Below are 12,170 nucleotides of genomic sequence, written 5' to 3'. Positions count from 1 at the left end.
CCCGTCCGGCGGCTGGATCGTGACCGGCGACGGCGCGATCGTCAGCCGCACACGCACCGACCTGCCCCAAGGACGTAGGAAAGTCCTGCGTGAAACAGATCGACGCAGGCATCCGCCGAAACTCCACCGACGCCGGCGAACCATCCACATTCCGCGGCCGATACACCGACCCGTCAGCCGACACCTCGATCGCCTTGACGTCTACGCCGTTGCCCTCGGCGTTGCCAAAGATGTCCTTCGCTTTCGGAACTGCGAACGGTAGCCCGATCATGCCGAACGCGACTGCTAACGGCCATACCTTCATGACGTCGGCATGTTCGTCGAGACTTCGAGCAAGAGCCACGTGGCACCGTTGTGGATAAGTTCGACACGAAGTGGCCCTGCAGTTGCCTCGGTCCTGTCGACCGCTGTCCCGCTCGGGTCGGTGACTGTTGATTCAGCCTGGGCAAGTCTGACATCGACAGGATAGGCCCCGAGGAGGGTATCGATCGGATAGGTCTTTGTGACCTCGACGGACACTTCTCCACCGGTGTAAGAACTACCCGTGGACCGAAACTCTTCAACGTCGGATGCGACCTTTACGCAGAACTCACAGAGATCCGCATACGAAATCGCGTTCCACTCAGCCATGTCCTGGGTCGCCATGACGTACGGATACAGCTCCAAGAAGTACGTCGCCGCAGCGGCAGCCCCGACCTCATCGGTTCGATCCATGTCAGCCGGCCGCTCGGGCTTGACCGGGCCCGTCGACGTAGGAGTCGGCGTCGGACTCGGGCTCGGCTCCTCGCTCACCACCGGCACCGGAGACTCGACGACCGGCCCAGCCGACGAACACCCGGCCACCACCCCCACGAGCACGACGCCCGCCATCAGCACCAACGCACCCCTGCGCCGTCGTCGAACACCCGAAGCAGAAGCAGAACCGTTCCCCGGCCCCGTCCACCCCACGACCCCTGCGGAAACCCGCCCGCCGCGCCCGACAAATAGGTACCCGGCACAGGGCCACACCGCCCCCTACCACCCCAGGAACCTAACGGGTCAAACCACCCCACCGGAACCCCTCGTCCCAGGCTGTGGACAACCACCAACCCCACCCAGGCGCCCACTCCCACGACCTAGCACCCAGCACCCAGCACCCAGCACCCAGCACGAGCCGAACATGCGGTGACCGTCACCCGACCATGCGGTTGACGTCCCGATCAGCCCGAAACCCGACGCCAACCGCATGCTCGGCACCGAGACCCTACGGACCCGAGACCGGACACCGCCCCGCAACGACCCCCACCTCGTTCTCGGCGCCAGCCCCGCTCCGGAAAGCCACCGAGGCCCCACCCCCGGACGGTCGGGGGAAGGGCCTCGGGTCACAGAGGGTCGACGTCAGGCGTCGAGCCGCACCAGGATGCGCGAGCACTCCTCGCAGCGCGCGACCTGCTCGGGCCCCTTGGCCTTGATCGCGGCGACGTCGGACGGGTTGAGCTCGAGGCGGCAGCCTTCGCAGCGTCGGCCGTTGAGCACGGCGGCGCCCAGGCCTCCGAGCTGGTTGCGCAGGCGGTCGTAGAGGGTGACGAGCCCGGCGTCGATCCCGTCGACGGCCTGGGCGCGTGCGGTGGTCACGGTCTCGACCTCGGCGTCGACCTCGGCGAGCTGGGCGTCGCGCTCGGCCTCGACCTCGCGCTTGGCGGCGACGAGCTCGTCGTTGGCGGCGTCGAGCTTGGCGAGGGCCTCCTCGTGGGCTTCGAGGCGCTCCATGACACCGAGCTCGATCTCCTCGAGGACCTCCTGGCGGCGGGACAGCGACTCGAGCTCACCGACGAGCGCCTGGGCGTCCTTGGCCCCGACCTGGCCGGAGTCGAGGCGGGTCTGGTCGCGCGCCGCGCGGTTGCGGACCTGCTCGACGTCGCCCTCGGCCTTGGTGAGCTCTCGCTTGAGGTCGCTCACTGCGGTGCGGGACGCGACGAGCGAGGTGCTGAGGTCGGAGATCTGCGCGTCGAGCTCGGCGATGCGGGCGATCGAGGGCAGGGAGGCGCGCTTGTGCGTGAGCTGCTGCAGGCGGGTGTCGAGTGCCTGGACCTCCAGCAGTCGTCGCTGGTCCTCGGGGGGTGCAGTGCTCACAGGGTGCGTTCCTTTCGATGCAGTTGTGGGGCGCCGTGTCAGGCGCGGTGCGCGGAGCCGATCCGGGCGGTCCAGGGGTCGGTCCGGCGGACGCTCACGCGGGTATCCACCGTACCGGTTTCTGCGAGCCGCCCGGTCAGGTCGGCGGCCGCGTAGTGCAGCCAGGGCCACTCGCTCGCGAAGTGCGCGACGTCCACCAGGAACGGCCCGCCCGCGATGCCGCCCTCGAACTCGGCGCGCTCGCGCAGCTCGGAGGCGGGGTGGTGGCGCAGGTCCGCGGTGACGTAGACGTCGGCGCCCGCGCTGCGGACGGCGTCGAACAGCGAGTCGCCCGAGCCGCCCACGACGGCTACGGTGCTCACCGTCGCGTCCAGGTCGCCTGCGACACGTACTCCCTGCTCGGTCGCGGGCAGCGCGGCGGCGACACGCTCGGCGAAGGCGCGCAACGTCGTCGGCTCCTCGAGGCGTCCCACGCGGCCGATGCCGGTCTGCGCGAGGTGCGCGGCGCCGTCGGGCCGGGCAGCGCCGGAGGGGCCGGCAGCGGGGACGAGGGGCGTCCGGTCCACGAGGCCGATCGCGTCCGCGAGCGCGTCGGCGACCCCGCGCGGCGCGGCGTCGGCGTTGGTGTGCGCGACGTACAGCCCGATCCCGGCCCGCACGAGGCGGTGCACGAGCGACCCCTTGAACGTCGTCGCGGCGATCGAGTGCACGGGCCGCAGGAAGAGCGGGTGGTGGGTCACGATCAGGTCGGCGCCCCACTCGATCGCCTCGTCGGCGACGGTCGCGACGGGGTCGACCGCGAAGAGGATCTTGCGCACGGGCTGGGCCGGGTCCCCGGCGACGAGCCCGACGGCGTCCCACCCCTCCGCGGTCGACGGCGGGTAGAGGGCTTCGAGGGTCCGGACGACGTCGGCTAGCGTGGGGGGTGCGGTCACGGGACCAGGCTATCCGCCGCGCGGTGACGGGCGCCTACTTCGCCTGCGAGTAGTCGTCGACGATCGCGACCGTGAGCGGGAAGTCGACCGGGAAGTCGCCGAAGAGCAGCTTCCCGGCCTCTGCGCCCGCGGCCCGGATCTCGTCCGCGACCTGCTCGGCGAGCTCCGCGGGGGTGTGCACGATGATCTCGTCGTGCAGGAAGAAGACCATGTGCGGCTGCTCGGTGAAAGGGGCGGGGGCCAGCCCGGGTGTCGCCGCCCGGGGCATCGCGGCGAGGCGCCCGCGCAGCGACGCCATCCAGCACAGCGCCCACTCGGCGGCCGTCCCCTGCACCACGAAGTTCCGGGTGAACCGGCCCCAGGCGCGGGTCTGGCTGCGGGCGCGGGACTGGGCGTCGCTCGACGCGGACTCGTCGTACGCGCTGCCCTGCGTCTCGTCCCAGCCAGACCCGGGCGGGGGCGAGCTCCGGCCGAGGCGCGTGGTGACGATCTCGCCGCGCTCGCCCGCCCGCGCGGCCTGCTCGACGAGGTCGAGCGCGCGCGGGAACGCCTTCGCAAGCCGTGGGAGCATGCGCCCGCTCTCGCCCGTCGTCCCGCCGTACATGGCGCCGAGCATGCCGATCTTGGCCTGGGCGCGGGTCTCGACCGCACCCGTGTCGACGATGCCCTGGTACATGTCACCGCCGCGGCCCGCCTCGGCCATGACGAGGTCGCCCGCGAGGCCCGCGAGCACCCGGGGTTCGAGCTGTGCGGCGTCGGCGACGACAAGCTTCCACCCGGGGTCCGCGACGACGGCCGAGCGGACCTGGTGCGGGAGCTGGAGGGCTCCCCCGCCGTTCGCGGCCCAGCGCCCGGTCACGACTCCCCCGACGACGTACTCGGGCCGGAAGCGGCCGTCCCGCACCCAGGTGTCGAGCCAGTTCCAGCCGTTGGCGGTCAGGAGTCGGCTGAGCTTCTTGTACTCGAGGAGCGGCGCGACGACGGGGTGGTCGACGCGTTCGAGGTCCCACTTGCGGGTCGACTTCACACCGACGCCCGCGTACTCGAGGGCTTTGAGGAGCTCGGGCGCCGAGTCGGGGTTGAGCGCAGGCGCGTCGAGCGCCGCACGCACGCGCTCGGCCAGGGCCTCGAGCCGCGCGGGCCGCAGCCCGAGCGGCGGCCGTGCCCCCAGGATGCCGGTGAGCATCGCGTCGTGCAGGTCCTCGCGCCACGGCAGTCCGGCGTGGCTCATCTCGGCGGCCACGAGCGCACCCGCGGACTCGGCGGCGATCAGCAGCCGCAGCCGCCCCGGGCCCGACGACGTCGCGACCGCCTCGAGCTGTCGGCGCAGCTCCCCCACGGGGTCGGGTGGGGTGACTGCCCGCCGGTCGCCGAGGTCGAAGAGCGCGTCCGGGCGTTCGACACCTGGGACGGGGGCCGTGGGGACCGGGTGCATGTCGTCCCAGGCGTCGCGCGGCCCCTGCGTCAGGGGCGTGCCCGTCGTGAGGACCGATCGTCGCAGGATGGCCCGGGTCAGGCGCAGGTCGTGCGCACGCTCGACGCGCAGGCCCGCTGCGAGGGCGGCCGGGTACCAGAGGTTGGTGTCGTCCCAGACCCAGCGGGTCGTGGGTGTCTCGGCCTGGGGCGCACCGGTGGTGGTCGCGGCCACCGCAGGGCTCGGGGTCGGGGGGACGGTCTGCTCGCGGACGGCTCCCGGCCAGGTTGTGCGGCGCGGGGCGGGGTGCAGCCGACCGCCCTGGGGGTCGAGGTCCTCGACGTCGACGACGCCCGGGTCGGCGGACGACGTGCGGAGCGGGACCGAGTACACGCCTCGGAGTCTGCCGTGAGGGTCTGACATCGGGGGCTTCCCACGTGCCGTCTGGCGTGACCGCCGACGCGCGCCGTCATCGTCACGGATATTGTCGGCAATTCCTGAACGATGGAACCAGAAATCCGGCCCCTTGTGAGAGAGTTCTCATTCTCACCTCCGGATCCGGCAAAAGAAGGACGTCCGGCCGCCGACCAGAAGTCGGCGACCGGACGCCTTTTCGGCCGGGCGAGGCGTCAGTCCACGTCGACCTCGAACAGGCTCCTGCCGTTGAGCGGCTGCACCGGACGGCTGTTCTCCGGGTGCACCGCGGTGAAGGCGCCGAGCTGGGCCTTCGAGATCATCCGGGGACGCTCGTAGACGCTCCAGTGCACGCCCTCGCTGCACGGCGGCGTCGTCAGCGACCCGTCGTAGCGGATCAGGTCCGACCACGCGGGCACCAGGTTGGCCGGGTTGATCCGGACCGGCTGGGGCGCGACCGACGACGTCGCGGCGGCAGCCGCCGGGATCGCGTCGAAGAAGCCGGCGAGAGCCGTGTTCTCCCGGCCGAGGTCGAGCAGCACCCCGATCACCGCAAGCTTGCCCTCGGCGCTCTGGTGCACCAGATGGAGCTCCATCGCAGCCGGCTCGCCGTCGATCGTGTGCTCGCTCGGGGTGTGCAGGTGGAACTGCCGGAGCTCGTAGCGGGTCCCGTCGAGCGTGATGGCGTTGGTCCCGACCGCGGTCAGGTCGGCCTGGATGGTCTCCCCGGTGTCGCGGACCGTGAACGCGGCGCGCTCGTAGTCGAGCACGGGCGCATTGACCTTGCGGCTCTCCGTGAGGGAGCGCAGCGGGATGTCGACGGGCGACTGCTTGCTCGTCGGCGTCGATGCGCAGGTCGAGGCGATCTCGCCCCAGTGCTCGGGGCCGGTCGCCCCTTCGTAGGACCACCCTCCGCCCGGCGTGGCGAGCTCGAGAGCGCCCGTCGAGATGCCCGCCGGGGCGACCGTGCTCGTGGGCGCGCTCGCAGGCGCCGCCCACGCGGAGACGCCGCCTGTCAGGGCGAGCGCCGCGGCGGTCAGCGGAACGTAGAAAGTTGCGTACTTCGTCATACGGAACTCCGATCACAGGTATCGGTCACACATGGCAGAAGAATCGGTGGTGCCGAATCCTTCCGGCCGGATACGTCTTCCCCCGTCCGGCCCGCAGGACACTATGCGCACAATTCGTCGACCATTGAGGCGCAAACAGAACATCGACAGGTCCACCACGCCATCTTCACATCGCCTCGGGCAACAAAGAATGCGCTTCACAACACCGACGACACCGTGACGAAAATGACCAGAACTCTGCGAGGTGCGGATTCACCACCCTCGAACCTGGCTGTGACCGCCCTGCGCTAGGTGTCCGCGAGCGCCGCCGCTCGTCCGAGCACGAACCGCGCTCGCAGGAGCGTCGAGGTCGTCACGTCGGCGGCCAGCGACTCGATCGTGCGGCCCACGGTCACCATGCCGAGGTCGTGAGCGAGGCGCGCACGGTCGCTGAGCACGCCCTGCTGGTGCGCGGTGAGCCGGCGGCGTCCGGTCGCGCCGAGCGAGTCCACGACCTCGAGCGCGGGTTCGCCCACGCGGGCCACCGGGCCACGGGCGACCGGTTCGGCCACGTGGACGGTCGAGCCCCGGTGCAGCGCCGCGATCCGTGCCCTCAGTCGACGCAGCGCCGTCCAGCTCACCGCACGGAACACCGGGGACATCGACGGTGAGAAGAGCTCGACGCTCCCCTGGCCCGTCCGCAGGAACACCCCGACGGGCTCGTCCGCCCCCGACGAGGCGTCGCGCTCGACGAGCACCGCGACCACCTGCTTGCGCGACGCCACGACCGACAGCAGCGCCTCGACGCTGCGCTCGTGCTCGACGCCCACGCGCAGGACGTGCGTGACGCCGTCGGCGGACGTGACCGGCCAGGTGACGTCACGGCGGACCTCGTCGACCCCGACGGCCCCGGTCTCGCGCACCATCACGAGCCGGACGCGGCGCCGAGCCCGGCCGAAACCGACCGTCCCCGTCGTCACGCCGTCCAGGTGCTGCGCGATCTCCTGCAGGTCACGGACGTCGAAGCCCCCGCCGGGCACGAGGCTCGTGCGTGAGGTCGTGCTGAGCGACCCGTCCGGCCGCAACTCTGCCTCGGCGAGCTCGAACGGACCTGCGCACACCGCGGCGACCGACGCCTTCCAGAGCAGCGGCAGGTCGACGTCACGGCGGAAGCTCGGGTCCGCGCCCGAGGGCCGCGCGACCGTCGCGGTCCGCAGAGTCCGGTGACGCGTGTCCCAGGCCGTGAGCGTCAGGCCGCGCGCCCCGCTGGGCGCCTGCCACCACCGCACGCCGAGCGGGACGAGGCGGCCGGGGAGGTCGTCGCCGGGTTCCACGTCGGTGGCGCGCCGCACCGGCGCCCCCAGGAGGTCGGGGAGCGCCCCGCCGGGGGCGTCCCGCAGCGCCGCCGCGAGCGCCCACGCCTCGGCGAGTGCGCCGAGCGCGTCGGCCTCGTTCACGTCGTCGTCACGCGACGCGAGGCCGTCGACGAGGCCTGCCGCGACGAGCAGCAGCCGGTGGAGCAGCAGCAGGCCGACGAGCCGTGCGCGAGCAGCAGCTCCGCGCAGCGTGTCGGCGGCGTCGGCACCGAGGTGGGACAGCCCGGCGTCGACCACGTGCCCGACGACGGCGCTCGCCTCCTCGATCCCGGCACGCTGGGCCGTGGTCAGCTCGCCCGATCGTTCGGCCTCGATCTCGCGGGGCCACGGCCACGACCGGCCCTCGCGGGCGAAGACCCGGACGACGGCCTCGAGGCGTGCTGCGGCCTGGTCGCCGGCCGAGCGCGCACCGGCGACGACCATGCCCGCGAACCCCGCGGGGGCCACGAAGACGACCTGGGTCAGGGCGCCGGTGCCGTCCGTCCACGTGATCGTGAGCCGCGCACCGTCGGCCGCGACCTCGCACGCGGTCGGCTCCCCCGGGCCTTCCTGCGCGAGCCCGGCGAGCAGCGCCGCCGGGAGCCGTTCGACGACCCGGCGCAGCGCGGGCCTGCCCGCGGCCCGGCACACAACGCCGGGTTCGAGCGCGAGGAGGTCGGCCAGGGCGTCCGGGGCGGTCGCACGGTCGGTGGCGGGGGCCCGGCCCGTGGTGGACGCCCCGTCGACGACCGCATCGGTCGGCTTCGGCTCCCCCGGCGTCCCACCGGTCATCCGTTCCCGGGCCCACAGGCACGCCGCGACCACGTGCTGGCACACGCCCGCCGTCGGGCACGAGCACGACGCCGCCACCGGACCCTTGGGCCCGAGCCGCACCACCGCGCTCCCGCACGCGACCACGACCTCGGCCGCGGACTCCGACGCGAGCGACACGTCGCCCGCCGCGAGGTCCTTGCGGGCGCGACGCAGCAGTCCGGCGTTGGCGAGCGCGACGAGCGCGGCGTCGTCGTACCCCGCGAAGACCGCGAGCCAGTCCGGCGTCATACGAGCACCTCCCCGAGCCACTCGGCGAACCGGTCCGGCGTGAGGGCGGCGACGTGCATGCCGCACTCGGCGAGGCGGCGGGCCGTCCCGTGGTCGTAGACGGGCTCGGCAGCCTCGTCGAGGGCCGCCAACCCCACCATCCTGACCCCGGACTCCGCGAGGCGCCGCACGCCCGCGAGGAGCTGGGTGACCGAGCCGCCCTCCTCGAAGTCGCTCACGAGCACCACGACCGTGCGGCTCGGGTTCGTGACCTGCTGCTCGGCGTAGCGCACCGCCTTGGCGATGTCGGTACCACCACCCAGCTGTGCGGTCAGCAGGACCGCGACCGGGTCGTGCGCGAGGTGCGAGAGGTCGACCACGTTCGTGTCGAAGACCGCGAGCCTGACCGTGATCCCCGGCAGCGCCGACATGATCCCCGCGCACACCGCGCTGTAGAGCAACGAGGCCGCCATGGAGCCCGACTGGTCGACGAGCAGCACGACCTCCCAGGTGAGCGTGCGCCGCGCCCTGGACACGAACCGCACGTCCTGCACGATCAGCCGCCCGGACTCCGGGTCGTAGCGCGAGAGGTTGGCCTGGAGGGTGCGTTTGCCGTCGAAGTTCTGGCTGACCTTGTGCATCGAGCGTCGCGACCTGTCCTTGCGGCCGGTGAGCGCGGTCGCGAACTGCGGGCGCAGCCGTCGCACGATGTCTTCCACGACGCGCGCGATGACCGTGCGGAGCCCGGCGGCGGCACGCTCGTCGAGGCGTCCGCGCACCTGCAGGAGCGCGGTCGCGAGCTCCCGGCTGGGCTCGAGGGCCTCGGCCGCTTCCGGGTCGGCGAGCAGGTCCGTGAGCCGGTACCGGCTGACGGCGTCGACCTGCATGCGCTCGAACGTCTCGCGCGGGAACAGCGTGCGCGCCTGGCCGAGCCAGTCGAGCGCCTTGAGCGCCGACGGGTCGAGACTCCCGCCGCCGCCGCGCCCGCCCGGCCCCTTGCCCAGGCGGTGCCCGCGCTCGACGTACTCGCGGTCGTAGAGGTACTGCAGCGCGCGCTCGACACCGGCGTCGGACGGGTCCTGCGGGAGCTCCTGGGCGGCGTAGCGGCCCAGGACGAGCCGCCAGCGGCGCGCGGCCTCGAGCTCTTCGGCGGTCGCCGCCGGGGCGGCGCTCGCCCCTGGGCGGGCGGTCGGGACGGTCACGGCAGGTTCTCCTGGTCGGGCAGAGGGGTGGTAGGGGTCCGCTGCGACGCGCCGAAGGCCCACGCTCCGAGCCCGTCGCGCGCGAGCATCGCGGTGAGCTCGCGTTCGAGCGCGAGCCCCGCGTGGAGGTCCTGCTCGGTCGCGGCCAGGTGCACGTCGATCCGTTCGGCCCGGGAGCCCGTGCGTGTCGCGACCTGCTGCGCGAGCCGGTGCGTCTCGGCGGGCTTGAGCCACGTGAACGCGCGGCGCAGGTCCGGCAGGACGGCCAGGAACGCGTCCCCGTCGAGGTCCCGCAGACCTGCGTGGACGGCGTCGAAGAGCTCGGGGGTGTGCAGCAGGAGGTCGGGGGCGACGCGCAGCAGCCCGCCCAGGAAGCGGACGGCGGCGACCGGGTCGGCGCCCGGGCTGAGCTGGGCACGCACCTCGGCGACCAGGACGTCGTCGTCGAGAGCGTCCTCGGTCGCGGCGAGAGCCACGAGCGCACCCCGGACGCCGGGGGCAGCGCCACGGTCCTCGCGGAGCCGGGCGAGCTCGCGGAGCACGGGTTCCGTCCGACCCGTCGTGCGCGTGGGGGCGCCGCCGGGCGGGGGCGCGTCCTCGCGGGGGTGTGCGCCGCCGTCGGGCACTGCTGGGAGCGTGGCGCGGCTCGCCTCCCGCAGGAGGTCGCGCAAGGCGACGAGCGTCCCGACGGCGGCGGGTTCCGCGTCCGCGTCGACCGCACCGATGCCCGGGACGAGGTAGGCGACCGTTGCGAGGCCGTGGTCGAGCAGGTCCAGCAGGTCGTCCGCGTGGTCCTCCAGGCCCAGCTCGACGCGCGCGTCCCACAGGTCCACGAGGCGGTGCAGCCCGCCCACGACGGACTCGAGCGACGGGTCGACGTCGAGCGTCGAGCGCAGGAGCGCGACCAGGCGGTCGAGGTGCTCCGACAGTCCCGCGACGACGGCCTGGGCCACGAGGCGCGCCACGCCGAGCGCCGAGCGTCCCGTCGTGGCGAGCTCGTGCTCGAGGCGGTGGAGGCGGTACACCGCGACGGCCTGGAGAGTCGCCCCCTGGTGCGACAGCTCGACCAGGGAAGCCTCGACGAGCGGCGTCCAGGCGTACTCCCACTCCTCGATCAGGAGGCCCAGGCCGCGCCCCGCGACGTGGTCGGGTCCCGAGACCTGGTGCGCGAACCCGCTGCCGACGAAGTCCATGAGCGCCAGGAACGCCCGGCGCTCCCGGTGGCGTGGCGTGCGGCGGGCGTCGAGACGCGTGCGACGCGGCGTCGAGTCCGTCACCACGAGGCGCAGCTCCTCGGCCCGTTCCCTCGCGCGCTGCACGAGCGGCGGCGTCGCGGTGCCGGGCGGCACCTCCCCGAGCGCGCGCCCGCCGAACACCTCGGCGACCGCCTGCCCGAGCGGGCGTCCGATACCCACGTCGAGCCCGCCGTCGTCCTTGACGAAGCACGACGTGAGCGCGTCGAGGAGGTCCGTGCGTCCCGGCCAGGGGCGCTCGCGCAGGTCCGCGAGCCGGGCCGCCTGCTCGGCCGCCGACGCGATCTCGGCCAGGCTCACCTGCGCCCCGCGCGCGGTCGCGGCCGCGGCGACGTCGACCAGCAGCGACGTGCCCAGCGCGCCCGGCCCACCCGGCTCCCGGTGCGCGGCCCAGAGGCGCTCGTAGAAGCCGGGCGACGGAATACCCGCGCCGTAGCCCCGCAGCCCGTCGAGCCGCTCGTGGTCGTAGCGGATGAGCCAGGCGTCGGCCGACGCCGGCGGGCCGTAGCCCCCGGCAGGACGGCGGCTCACGACGGCCTCGCCCTCGGGCGTGCCCGTGAGCGCCTCGACGAGCGCGAGCGTGTGGAACGCACCGGTCACCACGACCACGGGCCCCTCGACCCTGGCCCGGTGCTCGGCGACCCGGGCCGACATGAGGGCCTCGCGCGCGAGCGACCCGTCGGCGTCGAGCACCTCCTCCTCGTAGTCGAGGCGCGCGAGCCCCGCCCATGCGAACACGTCGTCGAAGAGCTCGCGCCAGTCCGCGAGCCGCTCGCTCGTACGCGCCTCGAAGAGGTGGTCCCACACCTCGTCGTGGTCGCGGCACCCCAGCCGCTCGGCGACCGCTGCGATCGTCCGGGAGTGCGCGAGGTTGCGCTCGGACTGGAGCGTGCGGGCGAACGCGTCGTCGACCGCTCCCTCCGGGCCGTCACCGGCGCCGCTGGGCGCGTCCTCGACGTTCGTGCCGTCGTCGGGCGCACCTCGTCCGGCCGCGTCGCCGGACCGCTCGCCCGCCGCACGCGCGAGCCACGACCGGTCGACGAACGCGACCTCCGCGCCCAGCCGGGCCCCGGTGCGCAGCGCGACCCACTCGGGCGAGAACTCGGCGAGCGGGTAGAAGCCCGCGCCGCCGCCCTCGGTCCCCAGGCTCAGGACCGCGACGGGCGGGCGCGTGCGGGGGTCGAGCAGCGCGGGCAGCAGTCGCCCGTACTCCTCGGGCCCCTCGACGAGCACGACGGCGGGCCGCACCTCCTCGATGAGCGCCCCGACCGCGAGCGCGCACGCCGGGCTGTGGTGCCTGACAGGCGCGAGATAGACCCCGTCGGCCCGCAGACGCTCGACCGAAGCGGCGGCACGCTGCATGCGCGCGGGCGCCCGTCCCCACGCCGCTCGTGC

Annotated in this window: 9 protein-coding genes; all 9 read right to left on the bottom strand. The window is 73.6% G+C overall.

The annotated features are described in order from the left end of the window. The coding region (locus IE95_RS20875; RefSeq protein WP_211249071.1) for a hypothetical protein at positions 1-304 on the bottom strand (304 nt) is incomplete at its 3' end. After that, complete coding sequence (locus IE95_RS0111175) at positions 301-870, bottom strand: DUF6318 family protein (RefSeq protein ID WP_129429465.1); 570 nt, start codon at positions 868-870, stop codon at positions 301-303. The genes IE95_RS0111175 and IE95_RS20875, both read right to left, overlap by 4 nt. Positions 871-1,377: 507 nt before the next feature. Next, a complete protein-coding gene (locus IE95_RS0111170; RefSeq protein ID WP_030151709.1) occupies positions 1,378-2,112 on the bottom strand; it encodes a zinc ribbon domain-containing protein in 735 nt (244 codons plus the stop codon). A gap of 38 nt (positions 2,113-2,150) precedes the next feature. Beyond that, entirely contained in the window at positions 2,151-3,047 is an 897-nt protein-coding gene (locus IE95_RS0111165) for a Nif3-like dinuclear metal center hexameric protein (protein WP_030151708.1), read from the bottom strand. A gap of 34 nt (positions 3,048-3,081) precedes the next feature. Beyond that, positions 3,082-4,854 (bottom strand): bifunctional 3'-5' exonuclease/DNA polymerase, encoded by a 1,773-nt coding sequence (locus IE95_RS0111160; protein ID WP_051703007.1) that lies wholly within the window; start codon positions 4,852-4,854, stop codon positions 3,082-3,084. Between the two features lie 236 nt (positions 4,855-5,090). Beyond that, positions 5,091-5,945 (bottom strand): carbonic anhydrase, encoded by an 855-nt coding sequence (locus IE95_RS0111155; RefSeq protein WP_030151706.1) that lies wholly within the window; start codon positions 5,943-5,945, stop codon positions 5,091-5,093. A 287-nt stretch (positions 5,946-6,232) separates the two neighbouring features. Continuing rightward, positions 6,233-8,341 (bottom strand): SWIM zinc finger family protein, encoded by a 2,109-nt coding sequence (locus IE95_RS0111150; protein ID WP_030151705.1) that lies wholly within the window; start codon positions 8,339-8,341, stop codon positions 6,233-6,235. Then, complete coding sequence (locus IE95_RS21080) at positions 8,338-9,522, bottom strand: VWA domain-containing protein (RefSeq protein ID WP_030151704.1); 1,185 nt, start codon at positions 9,520-9,522, stop codon at positions 8,338-8,340. The genes IE95_RS0111150 and IE95_RS21080 overlap by 4 nt, the downstream gene beginning before the upstream one ends. Continuing rightward, positions 9,519-12,137 carry a DUF5682 family protein gene (locus IE95_RS21075; protein WP_051703006.1) on the bottom strand — a complete coding sequence of 873 codons (2,619 nt, stop codon included), beginning with the start codon at positions 12,135-12,137 and terminating at the stop codon, positions 9,519-9,521. Before IE95_RS21075 ends, IE95_RS21080 begins: the two co-directional genes overlap by 4 nt. Between the last annotated feature and the right edge of the window lie 33 nt (positions 12,138-12,170).

Origin of the sequence: Oerskovia turbata, assembly GCF_000718325.1 — a bacterium.
GTDB classification, from domain to species: domain Bacteria; phylum Actinomycetota; class Actinomycetes; order Actinomycetales; family Cellulomonadaceae; genus Oerskovia; species Oerskovia turbata.
Note: the sequence above shows the minus strand (reverse complement) of the source record. Positions and strands in the feature narration are given on the sequence as shown.